This is a genomic window from Aeromonas dhakensis, assembly GCF_002285935.1.
Classification (GTDB): Bacteria; Pseudomonadota; Gammaproteobacteria; order Enterobacterales; family Aeromonadaceae; genus Aeromonas; species Aeromonas dhakensis.
This window is the reverse complement of record NZ_CP023141.1, coordinates 2,584,350-2,604,535: the sequence shown is the minus strand read 5'-3', so window position 1 is coordinate 2,604,535 and position 20,186 is coordinate 2,584,350. Positions and strand designations below refer to the sequence as shown.

General features: G+C 62.0%; 8 protein-coding genes and 1 pseudogene. 2 read left to right on the top strand and 7 right to left on the bottom strand.

Going from position 1 to position 20,186, the window contains the following annotated elements:
• Positions 1–3: 3 nt before the first annotated feature.
• On the bottom strand, positions 4–981 hold the full coding sequence (locus tag CK627_RS12375) for an AraC family transcriptional regulator (protein WP_095592477.1): 978 nt from the start codon (positions 979–981) through the stop codon (positions 4–6).
• Between the two features lie 300 nt (positions 982–1,281).
• Positions 1,282–3,660, bottom strand: a complete 2,379-nt coding sequence (ppsA, locus tag CK627_RS12370; protein WP_167385339.1) for a phosphoenolpyruvate synthase — start codon at positions 3,658–3,660, stop codon at positions 1,282–1,284.
• A 308-nt stretch (positions 3,661–3,968) separates the two neighbouring features.
• Between ppsA and ppsR the strand changes: the two genes are divergently transcribed.
• Positions 3,969–4,781 carry a posphoenolpyruvate synthetase regulatory kinase/phosphorylase PpsR gene (gene ppsR, locus CK627_RS12365; protein ID WP_005302533.1) on the top strand — a complete coding sequence of 271 codons (813 nt, stop codon included), beginning with the start codon at positions 3,969–3,971 and terminating at the stop codon, positions 4,779–4,781.
• A gap of 90 nt (positions 4,782–4,871) precedes the next feature.
• Here the strand turns inward: ppsR and CK627_RS12360 are convergent, their stop codons facing one another.
• Positions 4,872–5,159 (bottom strand): hypothetical protein, encoded by a 288-nt coding sequence (locus CK627_RS12360; RefSeq protein ID WP_054544562.1) that lies wholly within the window; start codon positions 5,157–5,159, stop codon positions 4,872–4,874.
• A 362-nt stretch (positions 5,160–5,521) separates the two neighbouring features.
• On the opposite strand from CK627_RS12360, the gene CK627_RS12355 reads away from it, so the two are divergent.
• Positions 5,522–6,898, top strand: a complete 1,377-nt coding sequence (locus tag CK627_RS12355) for an amino acid permease (RefSeq protein ID WP_095592476.1) — start codon at positions 5,522–5,524, stop codon at positions 6,896–6,898.
• A gap of 265 nt (positions 6,899–7,163) precedes the next feature.
• Here CK627_RS12355 and CK627_RS12350 read toward each other — a convergent pair whose 3' ends face one another.
• The 4 genes and pseudogenes from CK627_RS12350 to CK627_RS23050 all read right to left on the bottom strand — a co-directional run.
• Positions 7,164–7,868, bottom strand: coding sequence for an SIMPL domain-containing protein (locus tag CK627_RS12350; RefSeq protein ID WP_167385338.1), 705 nt, complete (start codon positions 7,866–7,868; stop codon positions 7,164–7,166).
• A 55-nt stretch (positions 7,869–7,923) separates the two neighbouring features.
• On the bottom strand, positions 7,924–8,481 hold the full coding sequence (locus tag CK627_RS12345) for a hypothetical protein (RefSeq protein ID WP_095592474.1): 558 nt from the start codon (positions 8,479–8,481) through the stop codon (positions 7,924–7,926).
• 86 nt (positions 8,482–8,567) lie between these two features.
• Positions 8,568–19,757, bottom strand: coding sequence for a beta strand repeat-containing protein (locus CK627_RS23055; RefSeq protein ID WP_254425367.1), 11,190 nt, complete (start codon positions 19,755–19,757; stop codon positions 8,568–8,570).
• Positions 19,758–20,168, bottom strand: a pseudogene (locus tag CK627_RS23050) (retention module-containing protein); the annotation flags it as partial. It lies immediately after the preceding gene.
• Between the last annotated feature and the right edge of the window lie 18 nt (positions 20,169–20,186).

Sequence of the window (20,186 nt, the reverse complement as noted above, 5' to 3'; positions counted from 1 at the left end):
TTCTTATTGGCGGGCGTTACGATAGGCCAGCGGCGTCATGCGGGTGTTGGCCTTGAAGAAGCGGTTGAAAGCGCTTTGAGACGAGAAGCCGACCCGATCGCTGATGTTCTGCAGCGGCTGATCCCCCTCCCCCAGCAAGCGGCAGGCTTCGCTCACCCTCGCTTCCCTGAGCAGGGTCGAGAAGCTGCTCCCCTCCCCCTGCAATTTGCGATTGAGGGTCCAGCGGCTGACGTTCATGGCGGCGCACACCTCCTTGAGCAGGCTCTCGTCGCTCTCCAGCTCCCCTTCCCGGATCTTGTGCCGGATCCGCTCCCCCACCAGACAGGCAAAGGGGGCCCGCTCGGCGATGTCGGTGCAGATCTGTGCCAGCTGGGCCAGTTGCAGACGACCCAGCGGCTCGTTGTAGCAGTGGCTGGGGCAGTCGAGTTGGCCGTTGTCGATGGTCAGGGTGTTTTCCCCCTGCTCCCAGCGGCAGCGGGTGGCGAAGAACTGATCCAGCAGCTGATGGCGCGGTGGCGGCCGCCCCGTGAAGCCCACCGAGACCCGGGGATCCGCCAGATAGACCCGCAAAATCCGGTAGAGCATGATGAAGTTGGGGATGGCCTGACTCGCCCCCAGGCTAGCGGGCCCCTGATTGACATACAAGTATTGGCTGGCCTGCGCACCCCGCCGCACCCGCAGCTCGTCACAACTGCCGATGATGGGACGATAGGCCAGCAGCACTTCGAGCGCCGCCCGTGGCGAGGGCTGGTTCAGGCACAGGCTGATGAGGGGTGGATAGTGCTGGTAGAGCTGGCCGATGTCGTAGGAGAGGATGGTTTCGTGAAAACTGGCCAGATAGGGCTGCATCAGTTGCAGCATCCGGTAGTGGCTGTGGGCCGGCAGCCGGCCCAGCTCCCGCTCGATGTCGAACGACGTGAGACCGCCCGCCATCAAAATGGCATCGGGATCGCCCCCCTGCTGCTGGCAGGCTCCCAGCATTCGTCTGATCACCTGATTTGATACGCTCTGTGACATCTGCCGTCCTGGCCTCCGTGCTGACAGGAAACTGCTCGTGATCCCCCGGCCCACCACTGACGGCGGGCCTGCCACCCCGTGCAGCGGGTTGGCGCGACCATTATGGGGCGGTTGCAAAGCGAGCAGATGTAACGGAGTGTAAAAGCACGCGCCAGCGCGCCATTTTGGGCACATCTGGCCGCCATATCAGACCAGTTGCGTCAGGTTCGGTCATGAAAAATGGCGCCCGTGGGCGCCATTTTGATGGGGGCTGTGCAGCCTGTGTCAGTTCGCCTTGTGCTGCTCGGCCAGATAGAGCCAGGTGTCGACCACGGTATCCGGGTTGAGCGACACCGAGTCAATCCCCTGCTCGACCAGCCAGGCGGCGAAGTCCGGGTGATCGGACGGCCCCTGGCCGCAGATCCCCACGTACTTGCCCGCCTTGCGGGCAGCGGCAATGGCCATCGCCAGCAGCGCCTTGACCGCCTCGTTGCGCTCGTCGAACAGGTGGGCGATAAGCCCCGAGTCCCTGTCAAGTCCAAGCGTGAGCTGGGTCATGTCGTTGGAGCCGATGGAGAAGCCGTCCACGTGTTCGAGGAACTTGTCTGCCAGGAGGGCGTTGCTCGGGATTTCGCACATCATGATCACCTTGAGCCCACGCTCGCCACGGCGCAGACCGTTCTCACCGAGGATGTCGATCACCTGCTCCGCCTCGCTCACGGTGCGCACGAAGGGGATCATCACCTCGACGTTGGTCAGCCCCATGACATCACGCACCCGCTTGATCGCCTCGCACTCGAGGGCAAAGCAGGGGCGGAAGCTGTCGGCGATATAGCGCGACGCACCGCGAAAACCGATCATCGGGTTCTCTTCGTGAGGCTCGTAGTCACGACCGCCCACCAGGTTGGCGTACTCGTTGGACTTGAAGTCCGACATCCGCACGATCACCCGCTCCGGCCAGAAGGCGGCGGCCAGGGTGGCGATGCCCTCGGTCAGCTTGGCGACGTAGAACTCACGCGGGCTCTCGTAGCCGGCGATCATCTTGCCGATGGTGGCCTTGAGCTCGGGGCTCTGGCTGTCGAACTCCAGCAGCGCCTTGGGGTGCACCCCGATCATCCGGTTGATGATGAACTCCAGGCGGGCCAGACCGACGCCGGCGTTCGGCAGCTGGGCAAAGTCGAAGGCTCTGTCCGGGTTGCCGACGTTCATCATGATCTTGATGGGCAACCGTGGCATGTTGCCCACCTCGGTCACCGCCACGTCAAAGTCGAGTTCGCCGTCGTAGATGAAGCCGGTATCCCCTTCCGCGCAGGAGACAGTAATGAGCTGGCCCGGTTCGATGCGCTTGGTGGCATCACCACAACCCACCACCGCCGGAATGCCCAGTTCGCGGGCGATGATGGCGGCGTGACAGGTACGCCCGCCCCGGTTGGTGACGATGGCGGAGGCCCGTTTCATGATGGGCTCCCAGTCCGGGTCGGTCATGTCGGTGACCAGCACGTCGCCGGGCTGTACTTCGTCCATCTGGCTGATGGAGGAGATGACCCGCGCCGGGCCCGCCCCGATCTTGTGGCCGATAGCGCGCCCCTCGATCAGCACCTTGCCCGCTTGCTTGAGGGCAAAACGCTCGAGGGTGTTGGCCTCCTGGCGGCTGCGCACGGTTTCCGGACGCGCCTGCACTATGTAGAGCTTGCCATCCTGCCCGTCCTTGGCCCACTCGATGTCCATCGGGCGGCCGTAGTGCTGCTCGATGATGAGGGCCTGCTTGGCCAGCTCCATCACCTCGGCATCCGTGATGCAGAAGCGGCTGCGCTCGGCCTCATCGGTGTCGACGATCTGCACCTGGCGGCCGTGGCTGGCATCGCCGGAATAGGTCATCTTGATGAGCTTGGAACCGAGGGTCTTGCGCACCACCGCCGGGCGTCCTGCCTTGAGGGTCGGTTTGTGCACGTAGAACTCGTCGGGGTTGACGGCGCCCTGCACCACCATCTCGCCAAGGCCCTGGGCGCCGGTGATGAACACCACGTCGTTGAAACCCGACTCGGTATCCAGGGTGAACATGACGCCGGAGGCGGCGAGATCCGAGCGCACCATGCGCTGGATCCCGGCCGACAGGGCGACACCCTTGTGGTCATAGCCCTGATGCACCCGATAGGAGATGGCGCGGTCGTTGAACAGTGAAGCAAACACATGCTTGACGGCAATCATGACGGCGTCGATGCCGCGCACGTTGAGGAAGGTCTCCTGCTGGCCGGCAAAAGAGGCATCCGGCATATCTTCCGCAGTGGCGGAGGAGCGCACCGCAAAGGAAGCGTCAAGCCCACCGCTGAGCTTGTCGTAGGCAACCCGGATCGCCTGCTCCAGCTCGCTCTGGAACGGGGCCTCGATCACCCAGTCACGGATCTGCTGGCCAGCCCGGTTGAGGGCGGCGATGTCGTCCACATCCAGGCTGTCGAGCAGATCGTGGATCTTGCCGTTGAGGCCCCTTGACTCCAGAAACTCGTTAAACGCAAAGGCGGTGGTGGCAAACCCGCCCGGCACGGAAACTCCGGCACCAGAGAGGTTGCTGATCATCTCGCCAAGGGATGCATTTTTGCCGCCAACTCGTTCTACGTCCTGCATTCCGAGTTGCTCGTACCAGAGTACGTACTGTTGCACTTGCATGTCTCCAGGTTGGTGGGCACTGTGCCGCCATGGCACCTTGTGCGCCAGTTTATGTGCGTTATTGTCTGTTTCTACTGTTGCCAACGACCATGAAAACGTTTTCTACTTATTGTCAAAAAAATCCCCGAGCAAGATTTGGGGATGGTCGAATGACACAGACATTCTACAATGCCAACACAAAAAGGTAACGACTCAGGTTTGCAAGCCACTTCACAACTTGGGCACGGCAGACCGGTTGACAAAAACGATATGGTTTCGAGAGATACTTCTTGCCAGCCAGCTCGCCGACCCCCTCACAGGAGCCTCCAGTGCACACCGTATTCTATGTTTCAGACGGCACCGCCATCACAGCCGAAGTGTTCGGCCATGCCGTGTTGAGCCAGTTTCCGCTGGCCTTCGAGCAGATCACCATCCCCTTTGTCGAAACCTTGGAGAAGGCGCGCCAGGTACGAATGCGCATCGACGAGCAGTTCCGCCAGACCGGGGTACGCCCCATTTTGTTCCACACCATCGTCGATCATCAGGTGCGCGAGGAGGTGCTCAAGGCCCAGGCCAGCAGCCACGACTTTCTCAATACCTTCGTCAGCCCGCTGGAGCACGAGCTCGGAGTAAAAGCCGAGCCCAGGCTGCACCGCACTCACGGCATGGAGAACCGCAAGCTCTATGACGATCGCATCGAGGCGGTCAACTTCGCGCTGGCCAACGACGATGGCATCACCACCAAGGAGTATGAGGAGGCCGACATCATCCTGATCGGGGTCTCCCGCTGCGGCAAAACGCCGACCAGCCTCTACCTGGCGCTGCAGTTCGGCATTCGCGCCGCCAACTACCCCTTCATCGAGCAGGACATGGGGGTTCTGGATCTGCCGGCCGCCCTCAAGGCCAATCGCCACAAGCTGTTCGGCCTCACCATCGCCCCCCAGCGGCTGCACGAGATCCGCAACCAGCGCCGCGCCAACAGCCGCTACTCCTCGCTGGAACAGTGCGAACAGGAGCTGGCCTGCGTCGAGCGGCTGTTTCGCCAGGAGGCGATCCGCTTCCTCGACACCAGCTCCCACTCGGTGGAGGAGATCAGCGCCAAGATCCTCGAGGCCACCGGCTTGCGCCGTCAGCTTTATTGAGCAACGCCGCGCGCCGGCAAGCTGGCGATACGGCAAACGACCATAAAAAAGCGCCGGATACATCTGTATCCGGCGCTTGTGGACTGAACCTCAACGGGATTGGGAGCCCGGGCGGTTCAGCTCTCTGTTGTTCATCAGCATGGCGTAGAAGTTGAGCACACCGTGACGCCGCCGTACCCGTTCAGTCAGCCAGAGGGCCGGCAGCAGGCCGATGGCACCGGCGATCAACAAGACACTCCGCAGGTGCATCACCAGATAGTCATCACCCTGTACGGCCCACACCAGCAGGCATCCCGCCGCCATGGTCAGCAGCAGGGGCGAAAGCCACACGGTCAGCCACAGCGCGACGGCCAGCAAACTGCCAATAATACGTTGCATGAAGCGCATCCTTGTTGCACAGGAGGCTTCATAAAACAGGGAATACCAGAAGAGTCAACCGAGCAGCATTCGATTGCTCACAATACAGCCAAAAACTTCCCTGCCAGCTTCGCCATTCCTTAAAAACCTGCCTTTCGCCGAAAAAACCAGCGAATGATGAGGAAAACAGGTGCATCGGCGATGGATTATCACTATTCTGCTTTCGTTGGTAGTCGCCATAAAAAACAGAAAGCGACTCACTGTAACGAAATAAATACGGATTTCGTCACGTTTCAGGCACGCTTTGCCGTGCACGGTCACATGGAGTGACCCGACGGACGAGATGACAGACGAATGACTTCAGAAGACGTAAGGAAGGAAGAATGGATCTTCAACAAAACGGCGAGGAGCTGAAACGCGGTTTGAAAAACCGCCATATCCAGCTCATCGCACTGGGCGGCGCCATCGGTACCGGCCTGTTTCTCGGCATTGCCCAGACCATCAAGATGGCGGGCCCCTCCGTGCTGCTTGGCTATGCCATCGGCGGTTTTATCGCCTTCCTGATCATGCGCCAGCTGGGCGAGATGGTGGTGGAAGAGCCGGTAGCCGGCTCCTTCAGCCACTTCGCCTACAAATACTGGGGTGACTTCGCCGGCTTTGCCTCCGGCTGGAACTACTGGGTGCTCTATGTGCTGGTGAGCATGGCCGAGCTGACCGCGGTGGGCATTTATGTCCAGTACTGGTGGCCCGAGATCCCGACCTGGATGTCGGCGGCCTTCTTCTTCGTGCTGATCAACGCCATCAACCTCTCCAACGTCAAGACGTTTGGCGAGATGGAGTTCTGGTTCGCCATCATCAAGGTGGTGGCCATCATCGGCATGATAGGCTTCGGCGGCTACCTGCTGGCCAGCGGCAACGGCGGCCCGGACGCCAGCATCAGCAACCTCTGGGCCCAGGGCGGCTTCTTCCCCAACGGCATCAGCGGTCTGGTGATGGCGATGGCGGTGATCATGTTCTCGTTCGGCGGGCTCGAGCTGGTCGGCATCACGGCCGCCGAGGCCGACAATCCCGAGAAGAGCATCCCTAAGGCCACCAATCAGGTGATCTACCGGATCCTCATCTTCTACATCGGCGCCCTGGCCGTGCTGATGTCCCTCTACCCCTGGGGCAAGGTGGTAGAAGGCGGCAGTCCCTTCGTCATGATCTTCCACGCACTGGACAGCAATCTGGTGGCCACCGTGCTCAACATGGTGGTACTGACCGCAGCCCTGTCGGTTTACAACAGCTGTGTCTACTGCAACAGCCGCATGCTGTTTGGTCTGGCCAAGCAGGGCAACGGCCCGCGCAGCCTGCTCAAGACCAACAAGAGCGGTGTGCCTGTGGTGGCCATCTCCGTCTCCGCGGCGGCAACCCTGCTGTGCGTACTCATCAACTACCTGATGCCGGGCAAGGCGTTCGAGCTGTTGATGGCGCTGGTGGTCTCCGCCTTGGTCATCAACTGGGCCATGATAAGCCTGGCGCACCTGAAGTTTCGCAAGAGCAAGCAGGCCGAAGGCGTGGTTCCCAAGTTCAAGGCGTTCTGGTACCCGTTCGGCAATTACCTCTGCCTCGCCTTCATGGCCGGCATCCTGGTCATCATGTACCTGACCCCGGGCATCCAGATCTCGGTACTGCTCATCCCGGTCTGGATCATCGTGCTGGCCATCGGCTATCAGTTCAAGCAGAAGCGTCAGAGACGGGTGGCGGCCAACCTCGGCTAACCCCCTTCCTCGCACCTCTTCAATGCCGGTCACTGACCGGCATTTTTCTGGCCGGCGTGCCCCCGCGAACCAACATCCATATCGGCCCGCCCCTCTTCACCTATGCAGATGACACCATATGCAGATGGCCCAGAGCCGGGTCAAGCTCAAGCGCGGGCCGTCACAGCCCGCCAAAGTCTGTCAGCAAGAAGGCTTCTCCCTGAAAGCAACAAGCCCGAGACACTGGGCTCGGGCTTGGAGACGACAAGGGGTGAAAGCCGCTGGATTATTCCAGCAGGAAGACGGCTTCCACGTTGTCGGTAATGCTGATCTGCTGCTGTTGATAGCTGTTTTCCATCATGTCGGCGGCGGGCGACATGGCGGCAGCCTTGAGAGCCCGGCTGTAGATCGGCATGGGGGTATTGTTGCGATATTCGACGCTGTAAACCTTGCCGAGCTTCATGCCAAACGCCTTGGCCAGCGACTCCGCCTTGCTTCTGGCATCCTCAACCGCACCGAGGCGAGCCTGTTCTTTCATGGCTTGCGGAGCCTTGAGGCCGTACTCAATCTGGGAAACGGACTCCAGCCCGGCCTTGAGCGCGGTATCCATCAGCTCGCTCAGCTTGTCGAGTTGATAGAGCTTGACCGCCAGCTGGCGCTGAGCACGATAACCCACAAGTTCCGGCTTCTTGTTCTGCGGATACTGATACTCCGGGGAGATCACCAGATTGCCCGCCTCAACGTCAGTGCGCTTGATGCCCAGCCCTTCGAGCTGACCAAAGAAGGCGGCGACCTTGCCATCCACCTGCTGTTTGGCCTTGATGCCCTGTTTCTCCAGCGCTGTCACGGAGACATTCAGGGTCAGCATGTCGGGCTCTGCTTTTTGCTCGGCATAGCCGCTCACCACCAGATGGGGAGCCTGCGGCACTTCGATGGCAAACAGGGGAGCACTGACCACCAGAGCGGACAGGGTAAGAAGGTGACGCCACATAAAAAAGACCTCAATCTATTGGAGTGAGGTCATTATGCCCGTCGCCGAATGGGATTCATATATCGTGCAACGGCGGGATCTGATCCAGTACCTGATTGGTCATGTCGATATTGATGCTGATCTCACTGCCAGCCAGCTCCGGATGGCCAGCCGTTACGGGGGAGGCACTGCGGGAGCTGAGCAGCACATCATCATCAAAATGGAAGGAGTCCCACGACAGAACGTGTCCGGCAAGCGGGGGGACCGGGTCTGCCATGGTATCCACCGTCAGAGGGGCGCAGTCGATGTTGTCGGAATGACCGAGCAGATCCTGCAGGCTGATATCGCTCAGACTTTGCAGCGTATACTCCTGCTCCCCCTGCTCATGGCCAACCAGCACCATCATATGAGGTGGCTGCTCACCCTGGGCCGGCGTGAAGGAAATGGTCGCCGCAGCAAAGTCCACATTCAGTGAACCCGCCACCTCGCCATCATCGCTCTCCAGATCCAGCGCATCAATCCGATCACCCGCCATCATGGCGTGATAGCCAAACTGGCCGGTACAGGTAATGCTGCCCTGCCCGTCCCAGCTATAGCGAATGCCATCGATATCGATCCAATTAAATGACTGCATGGTGACCCTCTCCTGTACTGCCGCTATCTTAGCCGCCCCCTCAGTCAAAAAACAGGGGCCAGGCATGGCCCGGCCCCGTTCACTGGTTACGGATCAACCTTGAGGTTGCCGTCATCCAGCAGCTGCTTGATGATGTCGTGGTTGGTTGTGAGCCCTCCGTTTTGATCCAGATCCAGGTTGCCCTGGAACTGGACGGTCAATTGAGAGCCACCACTCGCCGATCCGTTCGTGTCTATGGTCAGCTTGTTGGTCGTGGTGTCGAACTGCAGATAGTTGTTGAGCACCGTGGCCAGATCATTGTTGTTGAACCCCGAGGGAACACCGACCAGCAGATCCGACAGATCCAGCACATCCCCCCCGTTGGACGGGTTGCCCAGCGTGAAGTCGGTAATGGTGTCGGTACTGCCATCCGCATCGCCAGCAATCCACTTGAAGGTATCGCTGCCAGCGCCCCCAGTCATGGTGTCGCTGCCCAGACCACCGATCAACAGATCGTTGCCATCTCCTCCTTGCAATATGTCGTTGCCAATTCCGCCGATCAGGGTGTCATTGCCGGATTCCCCATAAAGGGTATCATTGCCGCTGCCACCATCCAGCACATCATTGCCCGACCCGCCAACCAGAGTGTCTTTGCCTCCCATCCCGTACAGCAGATCATCACCATCACCACCCGACAGGATGTTGTCCAGGCTGTTGCCCGTGATGCTGTCTCCAAAGTCGGACCCGATGGCGTGCCCTTGCGTACTGGTCAGGGTCACATTCACCGCGCTGGCGGAGTCTTCGTAGTCCACGGTAAAGGGGGCATCCGGCAGCAGGCTCAGACCGATGTTGCTGTGAACGGCATCGCCATCGCCATCCGTCAGTGTGATCGGCAACTGCAAGTTGACCGGAATACCCGGGGTCGCCACGCTGGAGCCAAAGTCGCCAATCTTGAAGGTGCTCCCTGCGGCATAGTGGAACTCCAGGCTGTTGTAACCATCCGCGGTATACGCCGCCAGTTTGGTATCGGAGATCACCCCGGCAACTGTCGCGACATAAGCCACGCCAGCGGTCGGATCATCATCGGTAAAGTTGACAGTGAAGCTGTGGCCTCCCACCGAGACAACCTGGGACATTCCGGCTCCGATACTGACGATCCTGGTTGAACCGTTGTAGCTGATTGCCACGGCGGTCAGCGACTCCTTGTTGCCATCGCCAATATCGTTGTCATTGTCCACATCCTGACGGGCTACCAGTTTTACACTGGAGCTGCTATTGATCGCCGTAAACATGGCGGAGGCACCATTTACATCGTAGTGAGCCTCAAAGGCATGGGTCTGGTTCGTCAGGACGCCGTAGGAGCCACCACTGACCGGGTTGCCGGTCAGATCGATGACAAAATCGATCCGCATCGCCTCACCCGACCCGACGGATGAACCGCTACTGATCCCCCCCGTGTTGGCAGAGGTGTTGACGGTACCGCCATCCACACCATTGGTCATCGCCGTCAGCAGCAGATCCTTGCTGTTGTCATTCGCTGCCGTATTAAAACCGGCCCAGGACGCATTGCCGCCCACGAAGTCGTAACCCCCGCCGTTGAAGTCGATGGTGGTTTGCCCGCCGTCCACTTCGCCAATCATCTGGATCTGATAGGTTCCGGATGCAGGTTGCAGGGTGGCAATGAACACGGTGCCGGCCGCCGTTGTAGCGGTCAGGGTGATACCATCCGACGACAAGGCATAGGTGATGGGCAAGCCACCCGAGGTCAGGCCACTGCTGCCATTCAGACTGCTGTCAAAGCGGATCGAACCACCATCAGCCCCGTAGTTGTTCAACAACGAGCCATCGCCATCCAGCAGGAAGGTCTCAGTAAGCCCGGACTGGTTCAGCATGACTCCCATTGCGGGCGTCATGACAAGAGGCACATCATCTTCAACTTGCACGATGAAATCCCGCACCAGAGTCACATTGTCCGGTCCTTCATGGGCAGTGATCGCACTGGAGAGGTTCAACGCCTTCAGTTCCAGATCATTGCCATCAGCCTGAGCATGATCTATCGGCCCCTGCAGGGTGAAGGTGTAATCACCATCCGCCTCCACCGCCAGCGTAAAGATCGGTTTGCTGCCGGCCATGGCCACCAGGGTATCCACCCCGACACCATGGACGATGCTGTAGGTGATCGGCACACCGCCTGAGGTCAACGCCGGCAAGCCGGCTGTGCTGCCAACACCGAAACTGACGCCAGCACTGTCAATCACCATATGGGCCAGTGAGCCGCCCACTGTAGTCAGGGACGGGTCGTTGCCGGGCAGGCCGGTGGGCAAGCCATCCTCGAATACGGAGGCCGTGATCGGCGTGGTATCCAGCACCAGTATCTTCAGCAAGGCACTGGAGGTATCGCCATCGGCATCCACTATGGTGTAGGTAAAGGTCTCCAACGTATCCACTGCTACATCATTGGGCGGTGTGTAGGAGTAGGAGCCGTCGGCATTGACCACCAACTGGCCACCCAGAGGCGTAGTCATGGGACCCGTTGTTCCTCCTTGCACCAGGAAGGTCACAACATTCCCAGTGATGCTGTCGGCAACCCCCACATACGCAGCCGGATTGCTGACGGTGAAGCTGACCTGGAACACGGTTGCGGGTGCATCCGCGCCTGCACTGTCCACGCCGGCAGTCGCATCCACATCCGTGATCACATTGCCAGTGGCAGGAGGCGGCACAGTCGCCTGCAAAGTGGCATCCAGGTCATAGATATTGTTGACCAGCGTCACCGCATCTCCGTTGTCTTCCACCAGTCCCAGCTGGGCGATCGCCGAGGCATTGCCGCTCACGTTCAGACCAACGGCGTAAACTTCGACGTTGTTGTTGTTCACAAAGCTGGTCCAGCCAGCGGGGACATTGCCTTCATTGGGCGCGCCATCCGACAGGAAATAGACCTTGGTTTCATACCCGGCCAAGGCTGGGTTTGCCAAATCCGTTGTCAGTTGATTCTGTGCCAGTACCAGGGGGGCGTTGTAGTTGGTACCACCGCCATCCGTCGGCAAACCGGAAATGCTGGCCTTGGCCACATCAGGATCACTGGTTTGCGGGATCAGGACTGCACCACTGGCAAAATCAATAACCGTAATGACCAATGGAACCCCCAGCGCCACATACGAGTCGATCATGTGGTTCAGGGCATCCTTGGCCAGTTCCAGACGGTTTGGCGAGCCATTTGACGTCGTACCTATCTGCCACAACATGCTGCCCGAGGTATCGATCACCATCACGAGGTTGAAAGGCGGCAACCCAGCCTCGGTAATGACGATGCTGTTGTCCTTGGCTGTCGGCACATCGTCCTCAAAGTTGATGTTGCCGCCCAGGTCCGCACTCACCGTCCCGGTCGCAGTGTCGTTGTCGCCATCCACCACCGTCACGGTCGCACTCAGCAGCACCTTGCCATTGGCCAGGCTGATGAGGTTGTTGTCGTTGCTGTTGTCCACGTCCTCCGGCAGATGGTCCAGCTCCGCCGACTGCGTCAGCGTCACCGTGCCATTGCTCGCCACGCTGATGCGGAACACCTCCCCGTCCGTGGTCGACCCCACTATGTCGTTGCCCACCTTGGTCAGGGTGATGGCCAGCCCGTTGCTGGTCAGCCCGCTGTTGCTGTCGGTCACGCTCAGGCTGTAGCCGCTCACCGTGGTAGTGCCCGCACCGTCCGCCCCATAGTTCGGCACCGCCGCCGCCAGGAACGCCGCCGCAAAGCTGCCGGTCGCCGTGTCACTGGCCGCACCGATGGTCTGCGCATCCTGGGTGGTCAGGGTGATGCCACCGTCCGCCACCGCATTGATGGTCACGCTCGGCACATCGTCCTCAAAGTTGATGTTGCCGCCCAGGTCCGCACTCACCGTCCCGGTCGCAGTGTCGTTGTCGCCATCCACCACCGTCACGGTCGCACTCAGCAGCACCTTGCCATTGGCCAGGCTGATGAGGTTGTTGTCGTTGCTGTTGTCCACGTCCTCCGGCAGATGGTCCAGCTCCGCCGACTGCGTCAGCGTCACCGTGCCATTGCTCGCCACGCTGATGCGGAACACCTCCCCGTCCGTGGTCGACCCCACGATGTCGTTGCCCACCTTGGTCAGGGTGATGGCCAGCCCGTTGCTGGTCAGCCCGCTGTTGCTGTCGGTCACGCTCAGGCTGTAGCCGCTCACCGTGGTAGTGCCCGCACCGTCCGCTCCATAGTTCGGCACCGCCGCCGCCAGGAACGCCGCCGCAAAGCTGCCGGTCGCCGTGTCACTGGCCGCACCGATGGTCTGCGCATCCTGGGTGGTCAGGGTGATGCCACCGTCCGCCACCGCATTGATGGTCACGCTCGGCACATCGTCCTCAAAGTTGATGTTGCCGCCCAGGTCCGCACTCACCGTCCCGGTCGCAGTGTCGTTGTCGCCATCCACCACCGTCACGGTCGCACTCAGCAGCACCTTGCCATTGGCCAGGCTGATGAGGTTGTTGTCGTTGCTGTTGTCCACGTCCTCCGGCAGATGGTCCAGCTCCGCCGACTGCGTCAGCGTCACCGTGCCATTGCTCGCCACGCTGATGCGGAACACCTCCCCGTCCGTGGTCGACCCCACGATGTCGTTGCCCACCTTGGTCAGGGTGATGGCCAGCCCGTTGCTGGTCAGCCCGCTGTTGCTGTCGGTCACGCTCAGGCTGTAGCCGCTCACCGTGGTAGTGCCCGCACCGTCCGCCCCATAGTTCGGCACCGCCGCCGCCAGGAACGCCGCCGCAAAGCTGCCGGTCGCCGTGTCACTGGCCGCACCGATGGTCTGCGCATCCTGGGTGGTCAGGGTGATGCCACCGTCCGCCACCGCATTGATGGTCACGCTCGGCACATCGTCCTCAAAGTTGATGTTGCCGCCCAGGTCCGCACTCACCGTCCCGGTCGCAGTGTCGTTGTCGCCATCCACCACCGTCACGGTCGCACTCAGCAGCACCTTGCCATTGGCCAGGCTGATGAGGTTGTTGTCGTTGCTGTTGTCCACGTCCTCCGGCAGATGGTCCAGCTCCGCCGACTGCGTCAGCGTCACCGTGCCATTGCTCGCCACGCTGATGCGGAACACCTCCCCGTCCGTGGTCGACCCCACGATGTCGTTGCCCACCTTGGTCAGGGTGATGGCCAGCCCGTTGCTGGTCAGCCCGCTGTTGCTGTCGGTCACGCTCAGGCTGTAGCCGCTCACCGTGGTAGTGCCCGCACCGTCCGCCCCATAGTTCGGCACCGCCGCCGCCAGGAACGCCGCCGCAAAGCTGCCGGTCGCCGTGTCACTGGCCGCACCGATGGTCTGCGCATCCTGGGTGGTCAGGGTGATGCCACCGTCCGCCACCGCATTGATGGTCACGCTCGGCACATCGTCCTCAAAGTTGATGTTGCCGCCCAGGTCCGCACTCACCGTCCCGGTCGCAGTGTCGTTGTCGCCATCCACCACCGTCACGGTCGCACTCAGCAGCACCTTGCCATTGGCCAGGCTGATGAGGTTGTTGTCGTTGCTGTTGTCCACGTCCTCCGGCAGATGGTCCAGCTCCGCCGACTGCGTCAGCGTCACCGTGCCATTGCTCGCCACGCTGATGCGGAACACCTCCCCGTCCGTGGTCGACCCCACTATGTCGTTGCCCACCTTGGTCAGGGTGATGGCCAGCCCGTTGCTGGTCAGCCCGCTGTTGCTGTCGGTCACGCTCAGGCTGTAGCCGCTCACCGTGGTAGTGCCCGCACCGTCCGCCCCATAGTTCGGCACCGCCGCCGCCAGGAACGCCGCCGCAAAGCTGCCGGTCGCCGTGTCACTGGCCGCACCGATGGTCTGCGCATCCTGGGTGGTCAGGGTGATGCCACCGTCCGCCACCGCATTGATGGTCACGCTCGGCACATCGTCCTCAAAGTTGATGTTGCCGCCCAGGTCCGCACTCACCGTCCCGGTCGCAGTGTCGTTGTCGCCATCCACCACCGTCACGGTCGCACTCAGCAGCACCTTGCCATTGGCCAGGCTGATGAGGTTGTTGTCGTTGCTGTTGTCCACGTCCTCCGGCAGATGGTCCAGCTCCGCCGACTGCGTCAGCGTCACCGTGCCATTGCTCGCCACGCTGATGCGGAACACCTCCCCGTCCGTGGTCGACCCCACGATGTCGTTGCCCACCTTGGTCAGGGTGATGGCCAGCCCGTTGCTGGTCAGCCCGCTGTTGCTGTCGGTCACGCTCAGGCTGTAGCCGCTCACCGTGGTAGTGCCCGCACCGTCCGCTCCATAGTTCGGCACCGCCGCCGCCAGGAACGCCGCCGCAAAGCTGCCGGTCGCCGTGTCACTGGCCGCACCGATGGTCTGCGCATCCTGGGTGGTCAGGGTGATGCCACCGTCCGCCACCGCATTGATGGTCACGCTCGGCACATCGTCCTCAAAGTTGATGTTGCCGCCCAGGTCCGCACTCACCGTCCCGGTCGCAGTGTCGTTGTCGCCATCCACCACCGTCACGGTCGCACTCAGCAGCACCTTGCCATTGGCCAGGCTGATGAGGTTGTTGTCGTTGCTGTTGTCCACGTCCTCCGGCAGATGGTCCAGCTCCGCCGACTGCGTCAGCGTCACCGTGCCATTGCTCGCCACGCTGATGCGGAACACCTCCCCGTCCGTGGTCGACCCCACTATGTCGTTGCCCACCTTGGTCAGGGTGATGGCCAGCCCGTTGCTGGTCAGCCCGCTGTTGCTGTCGGTCACGCTCAGGCTGTAGCCGCTCACCGTGGTAGTGCCCGCACCGTCCGCCCCATAGTTCGGCACCGCCGCCGCCAGGAACGCCGCCGCAAAGCTGCCGGTCGCCGTGTCACTGGCCGCACCGATGGTCTGCGCATCCTGGGTGGTCAGGGTGATGCCACCGTCCGCCACCGCATTGATGGTCACGCTCGGCACATCGTCCTCAAAGTTGATGTTGCCGCCCAGGTCCGCACTCACCGTCCCGGTCGCAGTGTCGTTGTCGCCATCCACCACCGTCACGGTCGCACTCAGCAGCACCTTGCCATTGGCCAGGCTGATGAGGTTGTTGTCGTTGCTGTTGTCCACGTCCTCCGGCAGATGGTCCAGCTCCGCCGACTGCGTCAGCGTCACCGTGCCATTGCTCGCCACGCTGATGCGGAACACCTCCCCGTCCGTGGTCGACCCCACGATGTCGTTGCCCACCTTGGTCAGGGTGATGGCCAGCCCGTTGCTGGTCAGCCCGCTGTTGCTGTCGGTCACGCTCAGGCTGTAGCCGCTCACCGTGGTAGTGCCCGCACCGTCCGCTCCATAGTTCGGCACCGCCGCCGCCAGGAACGCCGCCGCAAAGCTGCCGGTCGCCGTGTCACTGGCCGCACCGATGGTCTGCGCATCCTGGGTGGTCAGGGTGATACCACCGTCCGCCACCGCATTGATGGTCACGCTCGGGCCGTCATCCTCGAAGCGGAACACGCTGTTGGCGCCCAGATCCACCGCCGCACTGGCGCGGTCGCCATCGGCGTCGGTCACGGTCTGCACCAGGGTCAGTACGCCCTGCCCCACGGTCAGCGCCACGCTGTCATCTGCATTGCTGGTGTCGCCATGCCAGACGTTGTCCAGCAGGGCCAGGGTCACTTCCCCGCTGGTCGGGTTGATGGTCAGGGTGAAGTAATCCACCCCGCCGGCGCTGCCGGTGATGACGTTGCCCACCTGATTGAGCAGGATCGCCGCCCCCTGGCCGTTGGCGGCCAGCGGATCGACCGCATAGAGGCCGCTCGCCACGTTGCTGCCACTCAGCGCCAGGCTGTAGCCGATGCTGCCCGCCCCGTCGGCCCCGAAGGCCGGGTTGAACTGGGCCTGCACGTCGGCCGCGCTCAGGCTGGCACTGGCCACCCCGTCGCCGCCCACCCCGCCCAGGCTGACCAGGCTCTCGTCCACGGTCGCCCCCAGGCTCGGCGCTTCTTCTGCGAGGCCAGCCCGCGGGCCGTCATCCTCGAAGCGGAACACGCTGTTGGCGCCCAGATCCACCGCCGCACTGGCGCGGTCGCCATCGGCGTCGGTCACGGTCTGCACCAGGGTCAGTACGCCCTGCCCCACGGTCAGTGCCACGCTGTCATCTGCATTGCTGGTGTCGCCATGCCAGACGTTGTCCAGCAGGGCCAGGGTCACTTCCCCGGTGGTCGGGTTGATGGTCAGGGTGAAGTAATCCACCCCGCCGGCGCTGCCAGTGATGACGTTGCCCACCTGATTGAGCAGGATGGCCGCCCCCTGGCCGTTGGCGGCCAGCGGATCCACCGCATAGAGGCCGCTCGCCACGTTGCTGCCGCTCAGCGCCAGGCTGTAGCCGATGCTGCCCGCCCCGTCGGCCCCGAAGGCCGGGTTGAACTGGGCCTGCACGTCGGCCGCGCTCAGGCTGGCACTGGCCACCCCGTCGCCGCCCACCCCGCCCAGGCTGACCAGGCTCTCGTCCACGGTCGCCCCCAGGCTCGGCGCTTCTTCTGCCAGGCCAGCCCGTGGACCGTCATCCTCGAAGCGGAACACGCTGTTGGCACCCAGATCCACCGCCGCACTGGCACGATCGCCATCGGCGTCGGTCACGGTCTGCACCAGGGTCAGCACGCCCTGCCCCACGGTCAGCGCCACGCTGTCATCTGCATTGCTGGTGTCGCCATGCCAGACGTTGTCCAGCAGGGCCAGGGTCACTTCCCCGCTGGTCGGGTTGATGGTCAGGGTGAAGTAATCCACCCCGCCGGCGCTGCCGGTGATGACGTTGCCCACCTGATTGAGCAGGATCGCCGCCCCCTGGCCGTTGGCGGCCAGCGGATCCACCGCATAGAGGCCGCTCGCCACGTTGCTGCCGCTCAGCGCCAGGCTGTAGCCAATGCTGCCCGCCCCGTCGGCCCCGAAGGCCGGGTTGAACTGGGCCTGCACGTCGGCCGCGCTCAGGCTGGCACTGGCCACCCCGTCGCCGCCCACCCCGCCCAGGCTGACCAGGCTCTCGTCCACGGTCGCCCCCAGGCTCGGCGCTTCTTCTGCCAGGCCAGCCCGTGGACCGTCATCCTCGAAGCGGAACACGCTGTTGGCACCCAGATCCACCGCCGCACTGGCGCGGTCGCCATCGGCGTCGGTCACGGTCTGCACCAGGGTCAGCACGCCCTGCCCCACGGTCAGCGCCACGCTGTCATCTGCATTGCTGGTGTCGCCATGCCAGACGTTGTCCAGCAGAGCCAGGGTCACTTCCCCGCTGGTCGGGTTGATGGTCAGGGTGAAGTAATCCACCCCGCCGGCGCTGCCGGTGATGACGTTGCCCACCTGATTGAGCAGGATCGCCGCCCCCTGGCCGTTGGCGGCCAGCGGATCCACCGCATAGAGGCCGCTCGCCACGTCGCTGCCGCTCAGCGCCAGGCTGTAGCCAATGCTGCCCGCCCCGTCGGCCCCGAAGGCCGGGTTGAACTGGGCCTGCACGTCGGCCGCGCTCAGGCTGGCACTGGCCACCCCGTCACCGCCCACCCCACCCAGGCTGACCAGGCTCTCGTCCACGGTCGCCCCCAGGCTCGGCGCTTCTTCTGCCAGCCCGGCCCGCGGGCCATCATCCTCGAAGCGGAACACGCTGTTGGCGCCCAGATCCACCGCCGCACTGGCACGATCGCCATCGGCATCGGTCACGGTCTGCACCAGGGTCAGTACGCCCTGCCCCACGGTCAGCGCCACGCTGTCATCTGCATTGCTGGTGTCGCCATGCCAGACGTTGTCCAGCAGAGCCAGGGTCACTTCCCCGGTGGTCGGGTTGATGGTCAGGGTGAAGTAATCCACCCCGCCGGCGCTGCCGGTGATGACGTTGCCCACCTGATTGAGCAGGATCGCCGCCCCCTGGCCGTTGGCAGCCAGCGGATCCACCGCATAGAGGCCGCTTGCCACGTTGCTGCCGCTCAGCGCCAGGCTGTAGCCGATGCTGCCCGCCCCGTCGGCCCCGAAGGCCGGGTTGAACTGGGCTTGCACGTCGGCCGCGCTCAGGCTGGCACTGGCCACCCCGTCGCCGCCCACCCCGCCCAGGCTGACCAGGCTCTCGTCGACGGAGACAGTCCCCAGCCCTTCCGTATTGGAAGTCAGGGTGACGCTGGGAACATCATCCAGAATGACGACATCCAGACTGCCATTGGCCGTGTCACCATCCGGATCGACCAGCACAACATTGAAACTCTCCACCAGTGATGCATCGTTAGCTGGTTGAGTGTGTGTCTCGCTGTCGTTCAGCGTATAGCTGTAACTCACGCTCCCCGTTCCAGTTGCAGGGTTGTAATTGATGCCGGTAACAGTCAACTGATTGCCCAACGGGCTGGCGATGGTTTGCGGGAACGAAGTGATTGTTTGTCCATTGGTGATCAGTGCAACACCACCCAGGGTCAAGCTCTGGACACCATCGGCCGCACTGAAGGTAAAAATACCGCTCTGGGTCAAGGCTGCTGCATTGGGATTACTGCCATCTGCCAAAGAGGCTTCATTGAGCGTCAGCTCTCCTCCTTCCACCTGCAAACCAGCCAGTTCGACCGGTTCATCAACCGGCGTGATAGTGATGGTCAAAGTGGATTGGACGGTATCTACACCATCGGTGACGGTGTAGCTGACGGCGGGAACGGGACCATCATAATTGGGAGCCGGCGTGAACTGATAGCTACCATCCGCATTGATCAGCAAAGTACCGATCCCTGCCAGGCTGACAGGTGTACCCAAGGTGGCATTGGCAACCCCACCCCAACTAAATCCAGACACGGAAGCCGCCTGCGGACCATCATTGTCGATGGTGTTGGCAAGCAAATTGCCCGATACGGCTACATCTTCCGTCACCACCACACTCTCTCCCTCATCGGCGAGATCATTGATGGGGGTGATCGTCAACTCCAAGGTGGATTGCACCGTGTCGGTGCCATCAGTCACGGTATATATGACTGGTGGAACGGCGCCATCGTAGTTGGGGGCCGGTGTGAATGTGAAGCTGCCATCCGTATTGACGATGAGCGTGCCTACCCCATCGATGGTCACACTGGTACCGGCAGCTATATTGGCATTGTCCCCCCAGGTGAAGATCAGTACTGACGCAGCCTGCGGCCCATCGGTATTCACCGTGTTATCCAGCAGATTACCACTCAGAGATCCGTCTTCAGCAACGGTCAGTTGCTCTCCCTGATCCGTCAGCTCATTGACCAGCAAGGGCTCCGCTATCTGCTGGGTATCCACCACCGGCTCAGCCTGATAGGTAGTGTCAAACCCGGCGGCAGCGATAGTGGCATCACCAATCCTGTCGATAGTCACAAAACCGCCGTTTCCGCTGGCTCCAGCAACCCCACCGATCCCACCGCCGCCACCTGCAGCCGGAGCACCACCCGCAGCTGACGCTTCAAAGTTTTGCGTCGGGTCAACCCCTTGCAAAATCGACTTTTGCAAGGCGGCTATATCAGGAGAGGCCGCATTTCCGGCATCCGGAGCCGGTGGCTGGCCGGTAGCAGGCGCATCATGGGCAGGAGCATCCGGTGTGGCAGCCGCCGGTGAATCATCGTAGGGCGCCAATAACAATTTGGCATCATCTGCAATGTTGAGCTTTGCCCCGGGTTGCAGGATCTCTCCTTTTTGCAGAGGGCGGCTGCTTCCATCAGCCAGCACGATTTGCACATTGCCTTCAACGGCAGAAACCACAACGGTTTTATCGATGATTTGGGTACGCATATCCATTGCTCCAACGTG

Bases quoted from the DNA above. Each gene is read 5' to 3' on its own strand.
- CK627_RS12350 (WP_167385338.1), bottom strand. From the start codon at position 7,868: ATGTGGCGTCACCTTCTTACCCTGTCCGCTCTGGTGGTCAGTGCTCCC.
- ppsA (WP_167385339.1), bottom strand. From the start codon at position 3,660: ATGCAAGTGCAACAGTACGTACTCTGGTACGAGCAACTCGGAATGCAG.
- CK627_RS12360 (WP_054544562.1), bottom strand. From the start codon at position 5,159: ATGCAACGTATTATTGGCAGTTTGCTGGCCGTCGCGCTGTGGCTGACC.
- CK627_RS12375 (WP_095592477.1), bottom strand. From the start codon at position 981: ATGCTGGGAGCCTGCCAGCAGCAGGGGGGCGATCCCGATGCCATTTTG.
- CK627_RS12345 (WP_095592474.1), bottom strand. From the start codon at position 8,481: ATGCAGTCATTTAATTGGATCGATATCGATGGCATTCGCTATAGCTGG.
- CK627_RS12355 (WP_095592476.1), top strand. From the start codon at position 5,522: ATGGATCTTCAACAAAACGGCGAGGAGCTGAAACGCGGTTTGAAAAAC.